We start from the raw sequence: 16219 nt of genomic DNA, 5'->3' as shown, positions 1-16219 counted from the left end.
AAAACGATGAAACAGATTAAAACTTTATTAATTGCTGCAATATTCATGTTAGGAGCAAATCAAACAATTAGCGCACAAGCAAAAACAGCTCACGTAGACGTAAGTGAAATCATGGCTAAAATGCCAGCTATGTTAGATGCTCAAAAGCAATTAGAGAAACTAAGCGGAACTTATGATGCCGATTACAAAAAAATGGTTGAAGAGTATCAAGCAAAATTAAAAAAATACGAAGCTGAGTCTGCTACTGTTACTGATGCAATAAACGGAGATCGTTCTAAAGAAGTTCAGGATATGCAAAAAAGAATTGTAGATTTTAGAGATAATGCTCAAAAAGAATTACAACAAAAAGAATCTGATATTGTAAAACCATTAATGGAAAAAGTAAGAGCATCAATCCAAAAAGTGGGAAAAGCTAAAGGGTTCCAATATGTGTTAGACGGTTCTACACTTTTACTTGCTGACGGTACAAATTTGACTGCCGACGTGAAAAAAGATTTAGGCTTCTAGAAAATAAAAATCTTAATATAAAATACCGCTCACCTCTAAAGGATTGAGCGGTATTTTTTTTGCTCAATAAATTATCTAGGAATTTTAATCCATACCACTTAACTTTGTTTTAATGGACAACAACCAACCAATAGGCATTTTTGACTCAGGCATTGGCGGTACTTCAATATGGAGAGAGATACACCATTTGCTTCCAAATGAAAAAACAATATATCTTGCCGACAGCAAGAACGCTCCTTATGGCCAGAAATCAAAAGAAGAGATTATTGCACTAAGCATGAAAAACACTGACTTACTACTCAAAATGAATTGTAAACTGATTGTAGTAGCCTGTAATACCGCAACCACAAATGCAATAAGAGAACTAAGAGCAAAATATGATATTCCTTTTATTGGTATAGAACCTGCTATAAAACCTGCTGCCACAAATTCAAAAACACAAACGATAGGCATTTTAGCTACACAAGGAACCCTTATCAGCGAACTTTTTAATAAAACCGCAAAACAGTTTCAAAGCACTAAAATTATTGATCAGATAGGTCATGGGTTAGTCCCACTTATCGAAAGTGGGAAAATGATTTCCCCAGAAATGACGCAATTGCTTCACTCCTATTTAGCTCCTATGATTAACGCAAATATTGATTACTTAGTATTGGGTTGTAGTCATTATCCTTATCTGATTCCACAAATAAAAGAAATACTACCCGAGCATATTCAAATCATAGATTCAGGCGAAGCTGTGGCTAAGCAAACGCGAAATCTTTTAAAAGAAAAAGTGGGCTTCACAACAGAAAAAAACGGAAAAGCTATTTTTTATACTAATGCAAATCCAACAGTATTACGGGGAATTTTACAAAATAAATATGACGTGATAGAAAAAGACTTTTAAGTCAAGGATCTTACTCTTCTTTAAACCAACTGGAATACATTACATAATTATTAGAAATCCGTTCAATCTCACCTGCAAAATCCGATTGATCGATGTCTTTCACTTTTCTGGCAGGAACCCCAGCCCAGATTGACCCAGATTCAACCGTTGTATTTTGGGTTATCACGGCACCAGCAGCTACAATGGAATTGCTCTCAATAACACAATTGTCCATTACTATTGCTCCCATCCCTATTAACACGTTGTCTTTAACGACACAACCATGAACGATTGCATTGTGTCCAATTGATACATTATTACCTATAATTGTAGGATGTTTTTTATAGGTACAATGAATAACTGCTCCGTCCTGGATATTCACTTTATTACCTATTTTAATAAAGTTTACATCTCCTCTAATGACGGCATTAAACCAAACACTACAAGATTCCCCAAAACTTACATCACCCACAATAGTAGCATTTTCAGCCACATAACAATCCTCAGGTATACGAGGCGACTTTCCGTTGACAGATTTTATTAACATTATATGACTAAATTAAATTTTAATTAATGGCAGGGCAGTTGCAATCATATTTTACAGGCTTACAAAACAAGTTGATACCTAAGGTAATTTGGTGATAACCACCATTATCAAATTTCACAGCACCAGACACATGCGAATACGTATATGCAAACATAAAATTATTGTAATTAACTCCAATGATTGGAGTGAAGTATTGTAATTTTTGACTAGAAACACCACTATTATTAGAATATTGTGCACCGTCAAAACTACGTCTATAGGATAAACCGCCCCAAAGTGTTCCAAAATCCATGTTTTTATAGGCTTTCAAATTTACATCAAGTGATTTTTCTTGTGTTTTTTCAACAAGCTGAAATAAAACAGAAGGTTCAAATAATACCCTGTCCCTATCTCCAAAAATATAACCTACACTCAATAAATATTTTCGTAAATTATCACTTTCGTACTCACTATAAATATCTCTTCTTGTTTCAATAACATTTTTAACAGTTCCATGAGCATAAAAATCCAAATAATTATACGACGCTCCAAAATCGACATTGAAATAAGAATCTTTCTGCACTATAGTACCGTCAATAAGTGGATCCCATGCTCCCGATTGCATAAAACTAGTTTCATCTAATTGACTCTGAATCAAACCTGCACTAATACCAAAAGACAATTGATTCAAATCGATTTCGTCCCTAGAAAACATAAGGTGATAAGCATACGTAAGCTTAACCCCTTTTTGAGAATGATACCCATTCTTATCATTGAAAAGGATAATACCTGCACCTGCTTTTTCGCTAACTCTTCCATTAAAACTTATAGTTTGAAGTTCTGGTGCATCCTCTTGACCAAACCATTGTTTTCGTGCTGTTAATCTTATTTTAGCGCAATTAGCTGCCCCCGCCATAGACGGATGGATCAAATAGTAATTGTCTGACAAGTAATCGGAATAGACTGCTATTCCTTCTTGAGAATAGGTATAAGACGAAACCAAGAAAAGAAAAGTTAAAAATTTAATTTTGAAATACATTGAGACAATATTAATTGAAAAATGGATGCTAAAAAACTTAAAAAGTGAAATTAAACTACTCTAAATAATTAAACTAAAGTTAATTTATTCATTAATAAATCAAATATAGCTAATCGTAGAAAATAACTTTAGTAAATTTGTAAAAATTTATAAATATCATGACAAACGTTACCATAAAAGAAACACAAAACCCAAGTATACTTAAATTTGAATTTGAAGATTTCATTACTCAAAACGAAAGTTTTGAATTCAAAAACATAGATGAGGCGAAATCATCACCACTTGCACAGCAACTATTTTACTTACCTTTTGTAAAAACAATATATATATCTGGTAATTTCATAGCCATCGAAAAATATAACATCGTAGAATGGGAAGATGTTAAAGATGCTGTAGCAGAGCAAATCAATACTTTTGCTAATAATGGAGGAACAATTATAACAATCGAAGAAAACAAAACAAAAAAACAGCCCATAACAGTTTATGGAGAAACAACTCCAAACCCAGCTGCACTAAAATTTGTTGTAAGTCGAATGTTGACAAAAAACGCAATAGAGTTTAAAAATATCGATGACACCGCTGCCTCTCCTCTAGCAAAAGAATTGTTTAAATTTTCTTATGTGAAAGAAATTTTCATCGATGAAAACTATATTTCTGTTACAAAATATGAAATCAACAACTGGGAAGAAATAACATTAGAACTTAGAAGTTTCATTAAACAATTTATTGAAAACGGAGGCATAGTCCTTGATGAATCTATGCGTGTTTCTACTGATAAACAAGAAAAATCTAAAACTGCTGAGTTTGACAAACTAGATGTCACTTCCCAACAAATCATCAATATACTTGAAGAATATGTGAAGCCTGCTGTTGCAGCTGATGGAGGAAATATTATTTTTGATTCTTACAATGAAAAAGATAAAATTGTAAAAGTAATACTTCAAGGTGCATGTAGTGGTTGTCCATCTTCAACATTTACATTAAAATCTGGTATTGAAAACATGTTAAAAAGCATGCTTAACGATGAGAAAATTCAAGTAGAAGCAGTAAATGCATAAATAATTTAGCTCATAAAAAACAATACAACTAATTGACATTGTGTTATTTAATAAAATTAATACGCTTTTTGATTCGTTTTTTAGAAAATAATTACTAAATTTAAGTTCACCTTAAAAATAGAAATTATGTCAGTATTAAAAGTTATTGAATTACTTGCCAGTTCAACGGTCAGTTGGGAAGATGCCGCACACAAAGCGATTGCTAAAGCTTCGAAATCGGTAAAAAACATAAGATCAGTCTATATTAAAGATCAAAGTGCAGCTGTAGTTGAAGGTAAAATTTCCGAATACAGAGCTACACTCAAAGTGACATTTGAACTTGAATAATTCAAATTGAAAGAGTCAATTAAGCGTCTCGTCAAGGACGCTTTTTTTATTTACGGTGCCTTTATAAAAGAATTTCCTTAAGGCACATAAAACCTTCCTTTTATTCATCAAATATAAAAAAACACATCACTTAATCTCTGACTATCAGCAAACTATTATTGAATTAATATCTTTCCGCGTTAAAAAAATGATTACTATTGTACTCTAATGTAACACTAGGAACTATGGGAGTAACATCATTTTTAAAAAGATTATTTGGCTCTGCCAAAGAAGCCACAAATGAATTGGCCGACAAAGCGGAATTAGCTTTAAAACAAGTAAAAGAAAATGCCACACCATATATAGAGAAAGCAGAATCATTCGTAGAAGAATCCATAGAAAAAACTAAAGAGACTGCTACTCCACTTATTGAAAAAGCTAATGATTATGCACACCAAACAAAAGAAGTCATTGGTGAATATGCTCACGAAGCAGGCGATATGCTAGGAAACATTGCTAATACAGTAAAAGGAAGTGCCACAGAAGCATTAAAAGAAACAGAAGCCGCGATCAAAGAAACTAAAGAATCACACGCTGAAATGACGGAAAACGAAGGCACTTTAACTAACGATAATACTTCAAAGGAATTCGGAAATAGAGTTGAAGAAGACGCCGATTAGTATTTAAATAATAATAATTCGTATTTTTGCAACATAAACATAAACCTTCTCTTTTGAGAGGGTTTTTTATTACCTTAAAAATGTATCTAGACCAAAAATACGTTACTGATTACGCCAGTACCTTCGTAAAAGTTTTTATTGACTACTCCCCAAAAATGATCTCTGCATTTCTTATATTATTTGTAGGGCTTTATGCAGTACGAATCATAAATAGGTTAATTAGAAAAGTTATGGTCAAGAGGGAATTAGACCCCACTTTGACTAATTTCCTAGGAGATATTCTACTTTGGGTTTTACGAGTACTACTATTTGTGACATTCATATCAAAATTAGGAATAGAGACCTCCTCTTTTGTAGCCATTTTAGGAGCAATGGGACTCGCCGTAGGACTATCGCTTCAAGGCTCGCTTTCTAATTTTGCAGGAGGAATGTTAATTATTCTTTTTAAACCCTTTAAAGTAGGACACACAATAGAAGCACAAGGTGTGTTTGCTACAGTTAGTGAAATTCAAATTTTTGTAACCAAACTAACTACTCCAAACAATCAAACAGTATTTGTTCCAAACGGTATATTATCTAATGGGACAATTACCAATTACTCTCTGGAAAAATTTAGAAGAGCTGATTTAACCTTCGCAATTTCTTATGATTCTGATATCAAGAAAGCGAAAGATTTGATTCTTTCAATTTTAAACGAAAATCCAAAAGTCCTGCAAACACCAGAACCAGAAGTTTTTGTAAAAAACCTAACCGATAGCGCAATTGAACTTGCAGTGCGCCCTTGGGCAAACAGTGCAGACTTCGGAGCTGTTTTTACTGAAACTTTAGAAAATTGCAAAACCGCTTTTGATGCTGCAGGAATAATAATCCAACCGTATGTAAAAGAAATGTCTAAAGTTGCAAACTAACTATTTTACTTATTTTTTTGAAGTAGTTAACATAAAATCTTTTAGATAAAAAGGTTCAAAATAAGCGACATCAACTGTGTCATTTATTTTATACTTTTCAAAACTAAGAGCACTCATTTGATTTGCCGAAGGGTATTTAATTTCTTCCAAGAATATAAAATTTTCCTTCATCAACACAGTTTGCGCTTTCTCAGCACAATCCCCAACAAAGTAAACTAATCCCTCTAACTCTTCAAATGAGTTATCTGCTATAATTTGCGCCTGAGTTTCCCTTTTACTTTCTAATTCTGGCGTAAATATCGCGCTATACACTTCCATTCTTCTGGCATCAATCATTGGTATAATCAGCCCATCAAAAACAGACGCCTGCGCTGCCAATATTTGCAAAGTATCAACTGCTATTAAAGGAATACTTAATGCATAACATAAGCCTTTAGCAGCAGAAACACCAATGCGAAGACCGGTATAAGATCCCGGTCCCTTACTCACCGCAATCGCAGATAAGTCTTTATATACAATACCCGCTTCTTTTAGACTTTCTTCAATAAAAACATGCAAGCGTTCAGCATGTGAATACCCTTCTTCTGCAATTTCATTACATATAACGGTTTCTCCATTTTTAGCAATTGTTACTGAACAATTTTTCGTTGAAGTTTCGATGTTAAGAATATAGGCCAATACTTTTATATTTAGGATCCAAATTATTTATCGGCAAAAGTACAAATCTAAAAATAAACTATTTGCTTTTTTCTTTGACGTTTTCTGATTTAATAAACACCATATCACCCGAATTCAAATCTTTAGAAACAGTAGTATACGGCCCTACAATTACGACATCTCCTTTTTTAAGACCCATTTTCACCTCAATATTTGTATCGTCTTGAATTCCAGTTTTGATAACGCGTATTTTAGCTTTATCCCCTACTTTTACAAAAACGCATTCGAATTTTTTATCGCTTTTTGGCACTTCTTTTTTATCATCAGCAGGATCCAATACTTTACTATCGCTAACCGCCGCTGTATCCGATTTAACAACTACAGCACTTATTGGCACTGCCAATACATCCTTCTTTGTTTTAGTTATAATATCAACAGTTGCTGTCATTCCTGGTCTAAAAGGAGAATAAGCTGCTGGCTTTCCTTCTAATAAATCTAAATATGATTCTTTAAGTATTCTTACTTTTACTTTAAAATTAGTTACTTGATCTGCTGTTAAAGCTGAACTAGCCGAATTAGAAATACCCGTAACGGTGCCTTTAAATTGTTTTTTTAAATAAGCATCAACTTCTACCTTAGCGGCATCACCTACTTTAATTTTTACAATATCATTTTCGTTTACATCTACTTCAACTTCCATGTTATTCAAGTTCGCTACTCTTAAAATTTCAGTACCTGTCATTTGTTGCGTCCCTAATACTCTTTCACCCAACTCCACATTAAGCATCGAAATAGTACCGTCAGCAGGAGCATAAATTACAGTTCGCCCTAAGTTATCCTGAGCCTCGCTTACCGAAGCTGAAGCACTTTTTACATTAAAGTATGCGGATTCTTTTGTAGCTCTAGCAACTTCAAAGGAAGCGATTGCTTTATCCCAATCTGATTTAGAAATAATCCCTTTTTGAAACAACACTTTGTTTCTTTCGTAGCCTGATTTCGCTTCTTTAAACTGGGCTTCAGCCTGAGTCAATCCGGCTTTCGATCCCGATAAACCTGCTATCGTTCTATTTAAACTTGATGTATATAAATCTGGATTTATCTTAACTAATAAATCCCCTTTTTTAACTACTTGCCCTTCTATAACAGGTAAGGAAATGATTTCCCCAGAAACCATAGAGGAAATCTTAACCTCAATTTCGGGTTGAATTTTACCGGTAGCAGAAACAGTTTCAACGATAGTTGTAGCATTGACTATAGCTGTTTCGACTTCCTTGCCTTTATCTTTGCTTCCAATAACTCCAGTTTTTGAAAGTATTATTAATAAAGCGATAACACCAATGGCACCACCTATTAAGACATAAATCGTTTTCTTTGACATAATCTATTAGTTTTTAATGATAGGAATTCCAAAATAGAATTCTAATATTTTAATTTTGAAAATATAATCGTATTTAGTCCTAAGCACATCGGACTGTGCATTAGACAATAAGGTTTGAGATTGATTTAAATCGAAAGAATTCATTAAGCCAACATCAAATTTTTCTTTTGCATAATAATAGGCTTCCTGTCTCGACTCTAATGCCACTATGGACGATTCATGGGCATTTAAAGCCCCTTTTGCATCAGTAAACGCTGTATAGACATTTCTTTGCAAATCTAAACTTTGCTGCTCAACGGCAATTTTGGATTTCTCCAAGTTTACTTTAGAACGCTCTACATTATTTCTGGCTGAAAATCCATTAAACACAGGAATCGATAATTGCGCTCCAAACGATTGCCCTTTGTTATCTCCGAATTGAGTAAAAAATGGAGGCGGAGCTTGTGTTCCTATAACTTTTCCAGTATTGTCACGCAATGCAACATCAGCATACGAAATCCGAGTATTGAAGTTATAGAATCCTATTAAAGTCGGTAGCAAACCTCCTTTTGCGATAGCCACACTTTTTTCCGCTATTTCCAGATTAGTTTGGGCTATTTTCAATTCTGTTCTTTGTTCCTTCGCCTTATCATATATAGCTGTTGGTGTCTGCAACAATATACTATTTACATCTTTTGCCTCAGTATCATCTACAACATCAAAATCTTGAAAACTGTCCAATTGTAGTAATTGCGCTAAACTAAGTTTAGAAATCAACAAAGAATTTTCGGCAGTAATCACTTTTTGATTATCAGATGCTAATGTAGCTTTAACATCTAGCAGGTCTCCTTTAGGTATTGTCCCAGCATTTACTAATTCCTGCGAACGCACTAACTGCTTTTCATTAATACTCCTTTGATCTACTTGCACTTTTAAATTTTCCTTATTAAAAAGCACTTGTAAAAAGGCATTTGCTACATTAAGCGCAATATCCTCTTTCATTTTTACTAATTGATATTTAGCTCCGACAATAGAAAGATTGGCTCTTCTAAGTGAGTTTTGGTTCTGTAAACCTTTGTAAATATCGATCCCCACATTAGCTCCAGCTGAAGTAAACTGCGTCGTTTGATTTTGCAAAAGTCCCGTCGTTATATCTTGGTTTAAACCAATATTCCACGAATGAGATGCATTAGCGTTTAGCGATGGAAGAAAACTCCCTATTGCTCCTCTTTTATCAATGGTAGACGTTTTAATATCTAACTCCGTCTGTTTGATTGAAATATTATGCTCCAACGCATAATTAACGCACTCCTTTAATGTCCACTTTTTGGTTTGAGCATTTGAGGTTAGACTGTACAGTAGTAATAGAATTAAACTAAAATAAATTTTATTTGACATATCTCTTTAAATAAATTGTAATGTAACGGCTACGCGAAAGTAACATTTTCATTCCTTGAATTTCGAATAAAAATACAAAATCTTGATGAACGTAGCCTATCATATAAAATTAATTAGACATTAAAAATATGCTTTTGTTACAAAAAAACAAAAAAATATATTTGTTTCACTAATTTCGCAACCTCAAATCACTACAAATGCTAAAACGTACTTCATTCCTATTTTCCGCATTCACATTCATGCTTTTCTTTAGCTGCTCTCCCTCGCAAAAAATAAGCTCCTTAAAACCGGAACCAGACGATGCAAGTCCTTTGGTGTATGAAAATACTCCCTCTTTTATTACTTTGCCAATTACCGTTAAACTTAAAGACATTGAACACCAAAGTAACGCACTTTTAAACGGATTAATCTACGAAGATAGCAACATTGAAGATGACAATATAGAAATAAAAGTATGGAAGTTAGCCCCCATAACCATCGAAAATACCAATGAAAAGTCAGGAGACAGAATAAAAACTACGTTACCCCTAAAAGTTTTAGTTAAATACAGAATAGGCACAAAGACACTAGGTACCGAATTCTACAAAACCCAAGAGTTCAACCTTAACGGAGTGGTGATATTAACAAGTGAGGTTAGCTTGACTAATTGGAAATTAAACACCAAAACAGAACTGAGTTCTTTAGACTGGAATGAAAGTCCTACCACAACTGTTTTTGGAAAAAACATTCCTGTTACCTATCTAATCAACCCAGCAATAAAACTATTCAAGTCTAAAATAGAGCGCAAAATTGATGAAGCAGTGGGAAAATCAATGGATTTCAAACCAAATGTACTAACCGCCTTAGAAAAAATTTGTATGCCATTTCAAATGAATGACGACTATGAAAGTTGGCTACGAATAGTTCCTTTGGAAATCTATACTACCGCCTCGAAACTACAGAATGATCAATTTTCACTACAAATGGGTATGAAATGCAATATAGAAACTATAATAGGTCAACAACCCGCATCAAAATTTGATTTGAACAAAATAACTTTAAAACCTGTTACTAAAATTCCAAATCAGATTACAGCTAATATTGTTACCGTATCTACCTACAACGATGCTTCTAAAATAATGAAGAAAAATTTTGCCGGGCAAGAATTTGAATCAGGAGGCAAAAAAGTAAAAGTACAGGATGTTACAATTTGGCACAAAAACGGCAAAATGGTTATTGCTCTAGATTTATCAGGGTCTGTAAACGGAAAAATTTACTTAGCCGGTTTTCCTCAGTACGACGACAAGTCTAAAGAAATATCTTTTAACGACTTGGATTACGTTTTAGATACTAAGAATAAATTAATGCGAACGGCGAACTGGCTTGCCCAAGGATTAGTTCTTCGCAAAATAAAAGAGAACTGTCGCTATTCAATCCAAAGTAATCTAGACGCTGGTAAAAACACAATAACAAGCTATCTGAAAAATTACTCTCCAATGCCTGGTGTGTTTGTAAACGGAAAGGTCGAAGACATACGATTCCAAAAAGTGCAATTAACAAACAATGCTATAATCGCTTTGATCAAAGTAAATGGGGAAATAAATATTTCAATTGATGGACTAAAATAGAAACAATCTGACTTAGTCCGTCTTTTTGTTTTTTCTCATGCGATACACGGCATAACCAATACCCACAACCAGAACATAAGGAATCACCATCAGGTAAACGATACCGTCATTCACTGCCTGCGCCTGCACATTATTCTCTTTACCTCCTAATGCAGCTCTACACATGGCACATTGTGCCTCAACATTAAGAGAAAAAAATAAAGAAACGATAAAAATTAGTATTGTAACTCTCTTTTTCATAACTCTTTTTTCCAGTTTTTTATTTCCTGTTATTCTATCTGACATAGTAAGGCGAAATCATTAAATAAACGACAACACCAGTAACAGCCACATACAACCAGATAGGAAAAGTAATGCGAGCTATTTTTTTATGCTTGTCGAACACTTGAGCCCAAGCTCGAACATACGTAATCAAAACTAAAGGAATAATTATAATTGACAATATGATGTGTGTCACTAGTATAAAATAATATACATACTTTATAACGCCTTCTCCACCAAATTTGGTAGAATCAGAAGTCATATGATAAGCAACATACATTACAAGAAAAGCCACAGACAAAGCAATAGCGCTTGTCATCAATGATTTGTGTAGCCTTCTATTACCGTTCTTAATTGCAATAACAGCGGCTATTAATAAAATAGCCGTTATGCCATTTGTAGTGGCATAAATACGAGGTAAAAAAGAAAGAGGCTCCACATTGTAACCAAAATCTTTTAGTTTCACTCCAAAAAGAAACGCAACTGCAACCGGTATTATGATAGATACTGCTATTATCCACTTATTATATTTCTGCTCTAAATTTTGTTCTTTCATCTTATTTATTCTTCTAATAAAACACTAATATCTTGTTGAATATCTCTAACTCCTTTTTTGTCTAAACCATCATAATACAAGATAGGATTCCCAAAGTCGTCTTTTCTGCATCGGATATTTCCGTTTTTATCAATCAAAGCAAACAGACCTGAATGCTCGAAGCCTCCATTTACCTTACTATTTTCTCCTGCATAAAGATTAAAACCTTTATTAGCCAAATCATAAATATAATCCCTATCACCGGTCAAGAAGTTCCAATTTGATGATCTAACACCCAAAAATTTGGCGTGTTCTTTCAAAACTTCGGGTGTGTCATGCTTAGGATCAATACTGATCGATACTATACCAAAATTTGGATTACCAAAAAATTTCTTCTCAATCAATAACATGCTTTGATTCATTTTTGGACAAATAGAAGGACAACTCGTGAAGAAAAACTCTAAAACATAAACCTTGCCCTTATAGCTATCATTTGTAATCTTCATGTTTTCTTGATTCATTAATTCAAATTTTGGTGCCGGACCTATTTTGATTAACTTCTCATCTGTTGCGTTTGTCATTTCAACCTTGTCTAAACGGTCTCCTTTTACAACTTCATTATTTTGTATTCGCGATATTATTTTAGGAACTGCATATATTCCAAAAACAAGAATAATAAACGAAATCCCGATGTATGATTTATTTTTAAACATATAACCTAAATTTAAAGTTGCTTTGTAGCATTGTGATTTTTCTTAAGTGCTGCTCGATATTCGTAAAGGATCACTTTAAAATCATCTAACATCTCATTACTAAGTTCCGAAGGATGAAAAGTATTGTAGCCTTCTTTATATTCTTTCACCTTCTTTCTTCCCCTAAGGTTTCTCGCTTTGTCCAAGATATAAACATCTGGAGTTCCAGAATGCGAGTCTAACTCTCCAACTAATTTTAATTGACTATAATAAGAGTTAATCTCTTGAGGAGTGGTAAACAAAAAATGCCATTGAGACACATCTGTAAATTCGTCTAAAGCATCCAAAATGCTTTTAACGTCATCTTCTGTACCCAAAGGACAAAGCATAACAAACTGAAGATCTTTAAAAGTATGATAGCGCTGGTATATCTTTTCATTAAGATTGAAAAGATTACCTCGGTTTTCCAAAAGATTAGATCCGCCAAAACCTAAAATTGTTATTTTATTATCTAAAGAAACTTTTTTTCCATCTAAAGATTGCCAATTTCCGAAATCATTCACCTTAGGGGTAATAACGGGTAATTTAGTAAAACCATTTACACCAGAAGCAAAAAAAAGATAAGCCACTATAGGCAATATAAAAAGAACAAAAAGAACGATATTTTTTTTCATTATAATGAAGGTGTCATTTAAGGTACAAAAATAAAATAAAAAAGGGCATCCGCCGCGACGGATACCCTTTTTTTTGAATTAATATATTGTTAAAAATTCCATTTAATGGTCGAATCTTTAAAAACCCCATAAATATAATTACCTTCCGTCAATAGAATGAAGAGTAAATATAAAACTAAAAATATTACTGGTAGCACAACTGAATATCTTAGAGCGCCTTTTTCACCCTCCATATGCATAAAAGCGTAAACGATATAATATGCTTTGTATAATGTAAGGCCATAAAAAATCCAGTTAAGCAAACTTAACCCTAAAAGATAACTCAAGTGTAATGCATCTGGCTTAAGAATACCTAAGATAACTTCTACGATAGTAACCATAGATAATATTCCGAAAACTTTCCAGATTCTACTGGTATTTGAAACATATTCGTGTTCGTGTGACATAATAATAATTTTTGAAAATTAAACTAGATAGAAAACCGTAAATACAAATACCCAAACTAAATCGACGAAGTGCCAGTACAAACCAACTTTTTCGACCATTTCATAACTCCCTCTTTTCTCGTAAGTTCCAAGAAGTACATTAAAAAATATAATGATATTTATAATTACACCAGAAAAAACGTGAAATCCGTGAAATCCTGTTATAAAGAAAAAGAAATCAGCAAATAACTTACTACCGTATTCATTCCTAACCAAGTTAGCCCCTTCAACAACATAAGACGCTTGAGTCAACCTTAACTCAGACTCTTCTCTTGTTAAAACCGTCTTTTGTTTAAATTTACTTAAGTCGTGATTTATTTTTGCATCAACCTTAGTTTCTGGAGTTGCTTCATAAATAACTTCCGTTCTAATAAGAAGTCCAGGATGCGCTTTAAACCCTGCTTGAACTTCTGCAATAGAGTAAGTAGGCAAAGCAGGCTCACTCATGAACCACTTTCCTTTATTTCTTGTCAATTGTTCTCTTTCTACTGGCAAAGTTGCAGCAAAATCAGCTAGCGCAACACGATGCCCATCTTTATCAACAAACTGAAGTAAACTACCTCCTTTTGTTTCGATTGCACCATATTCCCCTTTGATAAAGTTTTTCCACTCCCAAGCTTGCGACCCTACAAAGATCCCTCCACCTACGATTGTTAAAAACATATAAAGAACAACCTTGTTTTTTTTCATTTGATGACCTGCATCAACAGCCAAAACCATTGTTACAGATGAAAAAATCAAAATAAAAGTCATCAATGCCACATAATACATCGGTGCAGAAACACCGTGCATAAATGGAAAGTGAGTAAACACTTCATCGGCCAACGGCCATGTCTCAATAAATTTAAATCTAGAAAAACCATAAGCGGCTAAAAATCCAGAGAACGTTAAGGCATCTGACACGATAAAAAACCACATCATTAATTTACCATAACTTGCTCCCATTGGCTCATTGCCGCCTCCCCAAGTTTTTTCTTCGCTATTCCCAGCAGTAACTGTCGATTCCATAAAAGTTATTCGTTAAAAAGTTCCCAAATTTACGTTTTTTTCTTATTTAAAGAAATATAAAAATACAAATAAATAAATCCACAAGAAATCAAGAAAGTGCCAATACATTGCACCTAGTTCTATTCCAAGAGTTTGACTCGAATTGTATTTTTGTTTAAAATGATTATAAATTATAATTAGCAATGAAATTACCCCCCCTGCAAGGTGAATTAAGTGCACCACGGTCACAACATAAAGAAATGTAGTTGTAATTGAGCTCTCACTTCCTGTAAAATAGTACCCTTGTTGTACTATCTGATCAAAACCTACAAATTGCAAAATTATAAACAAAATTCCCAATGCTAAAGTAGCAAAAAGAAATGTAGTAGTCGCACTTTTATTGTCTTTTTGAATCGATTTTTTAGCCAAGTGAAACGTAACACTACACCCAATTATCACAATAGTACTAAAATAAAAGGCTGTTGGCAATTCAAAATCTTTCAACCAATCTACTCTTGATTTACTTACCACAAACGCACTAGTAAGACCAGCGAACATCATGGTCATACTGACCATAGCAAACAGCAATATCAATTTGTATGATCTTGCCGTTCTAGATTTATACTCTTCTGTTGTCATTGTAACTTCCATAACTATCTCAAAAATTTATCAATTATATATACGAATTGTAACAAAGTAATATACGCAACACTAACCAGCATCAACGTTTTAGCTGCTTTTGCTGTTCTTAACTTATAGAGTTTCACTGCATAAAACAACATCCAAACTCCCAATAAAAAAACTGCTACTGCTGCCACAGGAGATATAAACAACTTCCCAGTATATCCTAACGAAGGCAACAATGAAGCTATAACAAGCCATATCGTATATAAAATAACTTGCAAAGCAGTACCCTTGTCTTTCTTTCCTGTTGGTAACATAAAAAAACCAGCTTTTTCATAATCTTCATACAAAAACCAACCAATTGCCCAAAAATGAGGAAATTGCCAAAAAAACTGAATTAAGAATAACGTTCCCGCCTCTATTCCAAAATCACCTGTTGCCGCAACCCATCCCAACATGAACGGTATAGCACCAGGGAAAGCGCCCACGAAAACAGATAACGACGTCATTGTCTTTAACGGCGTATAGACACTTGTATATAAAAATATAGAAATCGCACCAAACATTGCTGTTTTAGGATTGATCATATAGAGTAATGTAATTCCTATTATGGTAAGCAAACTCGCAACGACTAAAGCAGAAAAAGTAGACATTCTTCCTGCAGGAACAGGGCGATTTTTAGTTCTGTCCATCAAAGCATCCAAATCTTTTTCAATCACTTGATTAAATGCATTTGAAGCCCCCACCATACAATATCCTCCTATGGCAAGCATTATCAATACAGACCACTGAAAAGGATGTTCACTATTAAAACCCAAAAAATATCCTGCGATAGAGGAAAATAAGACACTTATAGCCAATCCCGCTTTCGTGATTTCTTTAAAATCAAGAAAAACTCTTTTAAGGGAAAATGTATTTGACGTACTATTCAATGCGGTTTTCATTTGGTTTTTTAAAACTGCTGCAAAGGTACAACTTACAGATAGAAATTAGAATGAAGAATTTAGATTTTTTTTAAAGTAATATTGATATAAAAAAATACTTCCGGAT

General features: G+C 33.6%; 20 protein-coding genes. 7 read left to right on the top strand and 13 right to left on the bottom strand.

The features are described 5' to 3' along the window. Positions 1–6 precede the first annotated feature (6 nt). Both AC4PRO_RS02150 and murI read left to right on the top strand, forming a co-directional pair. Positions 7–507, top strand: coding sequence for an OmpH/Skp family outer membrane protein (locus AC4PRO_RS02150; RefSeq protein WP_074721742.1), 501 nt, complete (start codon positions 7–9; stop codon positions 505–507). 112 nt (positions 508–619) lie between these two features. After that, complete coding sequence (gene murI / locus AC4PRO_RS02145) at positions 620–1396, top strand: glutamate racemase (protein WP_492116124.1); 777 nt, start codon at positions 620–622, stop codon at positions 1394–1396. Between the two features lie 10 nt (positions 1397–1406). On the opposite strand, the gene AC4PRO_RS02140 is transcribed toward murI, so the two are convergent. Then, positions 1407–1922, bottom strand: coding sequence for a gamma carbonic anhydrase family protein (locus AC4PRO_RS02140; protein WP_074721746.1), 516 nt, complete (start codon positions 1920–1922; stop codon positions 1407–1409). Between the two features lie 19 nt (positions 1923–1941). Beyond that, the gene (locus AC4PRO_RS02135; protein WP_492116123.1) at positions 1942–2940 is read right to left on the bottom strand and encodes a PorP/SprF family type IX secretion system membrane protein; all 999 of its coding nucleotides are present in this window, start codon (positions 2938–2940) and stop codon (positions 1942–1944) included. Positions 2941–3098: 158 nt separating this feature from the next. On the opposite strand from AC4PRO_RS02135, the gene AC4PRO_RS02130 reads away from it, so the two are divergent. From AC4PRO_RS02130 to AC4PRO_RS02115, 4 genes are all read left to right on the top strand, one after another. Beyond that, positions 3099–3998, top strand: a complete 900-nt coding sequence (locus AC4PRO_RS02130) for a NifU family protein (protein WP_074721750.1) — start codon at positions 3099–3101, stop codon at positions 3996–3998. A gap of 126 nt (positions 3999–4124) precedes the next feature. Further along, positions 4125–4325: a dodecin family protein gene (locus AC4PRO_RS02125; RefSeq protein ID WP_074721751.1), complete on the top strand. Its 201-nt coding sequence runs from the start codon at positions 4125–4127 to the stop codon at positions 4323–4325. Between the two features lie 224 nt (positions 4326–4549). Further along, positions 4550–4984: a YtxH domain-containing protein gene (locus AC4PRO_RS02120; RefSeq protein WP_492116122.1), complete on the top strand. Its 435-nt coding sequence runs from the start codon at positions 4550–4552 to the stop codon at positions 4982–4984. 80 nt (positions 4985–5064) lie between these two features. After that, positions 5065–5892 carry a mechanosensitive ion channel family protein gene (locus tag AC4PRO_RS02115; RefSeq protein ID WP_492116121.1) on the top strand — a complete coding sequence of 276 codons (828 nt, stop codon included), beginning with the start codon at positions 5065–5067 and terminating at the stop codon, positions 5890–5892. A 9-nt stretch (positions 5893–5901) separates the two neighbouring features. On the opposite strand, the gene tsaB is transcribed toward AC4PRO_RS02115, so the two are convergent. From tsaB to AC4PRO_RS02100, 3 genes are read right to left on the bottom strand one after another with little or no spacing between them, the layout of a single operon-like run. Then, on the bottom strand, positions 5902–6570 hold the full coding sequence (gene tsaB, locus AC4PRO_RS02110) for a tRNA (adenosine(37)-N6)-threonylcarbamoyltransferase complex dimerization subunit type 1 TsaB (protein WP_492116120.1): 669 nt from the start codon (positions 6568–6570) through the stop codon (positions 5902–5904). Positions 6571–6628: 58 nt separating this feature from the next. Beyond that, a complete protein-coding gene (locus AC4PRO_RS02105; protein WP_492116119.1) occupies positions 6629–7927 on the bottom strand; it encodes an efflux RND transporter periplasmic adaptor subunit in 1299 nt (432 codons plus the stop codon). A 6-nt stretch (positions 7928–7933) separates the two neighbouring features. Further along, entirely contained in the window at positions 7934–9304 is a 1371-nt protein-coding gene (locus AC4PRO_RS02100) for a TolC family protein (RefSeq protein WP_492116118.1), read from the bottom strand. A gap of 197 nt (positions 9305–9501) precedes the next feature. Here AC4PRO_RS02100 and AC4PRO_RS02095 point away from each other — a divergent pair, with 197 nt between their 5' ends. Continuing rightward, positions 9502–10911, top strand: a complete 1410-nt coding sequence (locus AC4PRO_RS02095) for a DUF4403 family protein (RefSeq protein WP_492116117.1) — start codon at positions 9502–9504, stop codon at positions 10909–10911. Positions 10912–10923: 12 nt separating this feature from the next. Here AC4PRO_RS02095 and AC4PRO_RS02090 read toward each other — a convergent pair whose 3' ends face one another. From AC4PRO_RS02090 to cyoE, 8 genes are all read right to left on the bottom strand, one after another. Further along, positions 10924–11196: a hypothetical protein gene (locus AC4PRO_RS02090; protein ID WP_492116116.1), complete on the bottom strand. Its 273-nt coding sequence runs from the start codon at positions 11194–11196 to the stop codon at positions 10924–10926. Then, positions 11186–11728, bottom strand: coding sequence for a DUF420 domain-containing protein (locus AC4PRO_RS02085; protein WP_492116115.1), 543 nt, complete (start codon positions 11726–11728; stop codon positions 11186–11188). Before AC4PRO_RS02085 ends, AC4PRO_RS02090 begins: the two co-directional genes overlap by 11 nt. A gap of 5 nt (positions 11729–11733) precedes the next feature. Beyond that, entirely contained in the window at positions 11734–12420 is a 687-nt protein-coding gene (locus AC4PRO_RS02080; protein WP_074721767.1) for an SCO family protein, read from the bottom strand. Positions 12421–12431: 11 nt separating this feature from the next. Beyond that, the gene (locus AC4PRO_RS02075) at positions 12432–13073 is read right to left on the bottom strand and encodes a hypothetical protein (protein ID WP_492116114.1); all 642 of its coding nucleotides are present in this window, start codon (positions 13071–13073) and stop codon (positions 12432–12434) included. 89 nt (positions 13074–13162) lie between these two features. Then, positions 13163–13519 (bottom strand): cytochrome C oxidase subunit IV family protein, encoded by a 357-nt coding sequence (locus tag AC4PRO_RS02070; protein ID WP_074721769.1) that lies wholly within the window; start codon positions 13517–13519, stop codon positions 13163–13165. Positions 13520–13537: 18 nt separating this feature from the next. Continuing rightward, positions 13538–14566: a cytochrome c oxidase subunit 3 gene (locus tag AC4PRO_RS02065; RefSeq protein WP_492116113.1), complete on the bottom strand. Its 1029-nt coding sequence runs from the start codon at positions 14564–14566 to the stop codon at positions 13538–13540. A gap of 42 nt (positions 14567–14608) precedes the next feature. Then, positions 14609–15196, bottom strand: coding sequence for a cytochrome c oxidase subunit 3 (locus tag AC4PRO_RS02060; protein WP_492116112.1), 588 nt, complete (start codon positions 15194–15196; stop codon positions 14609–14611). A gap of 2 nt (positions 15197–15198) precedes the next feature. Beyond that, positions 15199–16101: a heme o synthase gene (gene cyoE / locus AC4PRO_RS02055; RefSeq protein ID WP_175460261.1), complete on the bottom strand. Its 903-nt coding sequence runs from the start codon at positions 16099–16101 to the stop codon at positions 15199–15201. Positions 16102–16219 lie beyond the last annotated feature (118 nt).

It is taken from the genome of Flavobacterium sp. DW-iso2 (genome assembly GCF_058725285.1).
This window is presented reverse-complemented; position numbering and strand designations above follow the sequence as displayed.

Bases quoted from the DNA above. Each gene is read 5' to 3' on its own strand.
- AC4PRO_RS02150 (WP_074721742.1), top strand. From the start codon at position 7: ATGAAACAGATTAAAACTTTATTAATTGCTGCAATATTCATGTTAGGA.
- murI (WP_492116124.1), top strand. From the start codon at position 620: ATGGACAACAACCAACCAATAGGCATTTTTGACTCAGGCATTGGCGGT.
- AC4PRO_RS02140 (WP_074721746.1), bottom strand. From the start codon at position 1,922: ATGTTAATAAAATCTGTCAACGGAAAGTCGCCTCGTATACCTGAGGAT.
- AC4PRO_RS02135 (WP_492116123.1), bottom strand. From the start codon at position 2,940: ATGTATTTCAAAATTAAATTTTTAACTTTTCTTTTCTTGGTTTCGTCT.
- AC4PRO_RS02130 (WP_074721750.1), top strand. From the start codon at position 3,099: ATGACAAACGTTACCATAAAAGAAACACAAAACCCAAGTATACTTAAA.
- AC4PRO_RS02125 (WP_074721751.1), top strand. From the start codon at position 4,125: ATGTCAGTATTAAAAGTTATTGAATTACTTGCCAGTTCAACGGTCAGT.
- AC4PRO_RS02120 (WP_492116122.1), top strand. From the start codon at position 4,550: ATGGGAGTAACATCATTTTTAAAAAGATTATTTGGCTCTGCCAAAGAA.
- AC4PRO_RS02115 (WP_492116121.1), top strand. From the start codon at position 5,065: ATGTATCTAGACCAAAAATACGTTACTGATTACGCCAGTACCTTCGTA.
- AC4PRO_RS02105 (WP_492116119.1), bottom strand. From the start codon at position 7,927: ATGTCAAAGAAAACGATTTATGTCTTAATAGGTGGTGCCATTGGTGTT.
- AC4PRO_RS02100 (WP_492116118.1), bottom strand. From the start codon at position 9,304: ATGTCAAATAAAATTTATTTTAGTTTAATTCTATTACTACTGTACAGT.
- AC4PRO_RS02095 (WP_492116117.1), top strand. From the start codon at position 9,502: ATGCTAAAACGTACTTCATTCCTATTTTCCGCATTCACATTCATGCTT.
- AC4PRO_RS02090 (WP_492116116.1), bottom strand. From the start codon at position 11,196: ATGTCAGATAGAATAACAGGAAATAAAAAACTGGAAAAAAGAGTTATG.
- AC4PRO_RS02085 (WP_492116115.1), bottom strand. From the start codon at position 11,728: ATGAAAGAACAAAATTTAGAGCAGAAATATAATAAGTGGATAATAGCA.
- AC4PRO_RS02080 (WP_074721767.1), bottom strand. From the start codon at position 12,420: ATGTTTAAAAATAAATCATACATCGGGATTTCGTTTATTATTCTTGTT.
- AC4PRO_RS02075 (WP_492116114.1), bottom strand. From the start codon at position 13,073: ATGAAAAAAAATATCGTTCTTTTTGTTCTTTTTATATTGCCTATAGTG.
- AC4PRO_RS02070 (WP_074721769.1), bottom strand. From the start codon at position 13,519: ATGTCACACGAACACGAATATGTTTCAAATACCAGTAGAATCTGGAAA.
- AC4PRO_RS02065 (WP_492116113.1), bottom strand. From the start codon at position 14,566: ATGGAATCGACAGTTACTGCTGGGAATAGCGAAGAAAAAACTTGGGGA.
- AC4PRO_RS02060 (WP_492116112.1), bottom strand. From the start codon at position 15,196: ATGGAAGTTACAATGACAACAGAAGAGTATAAATCTAGAACGGCAAGA.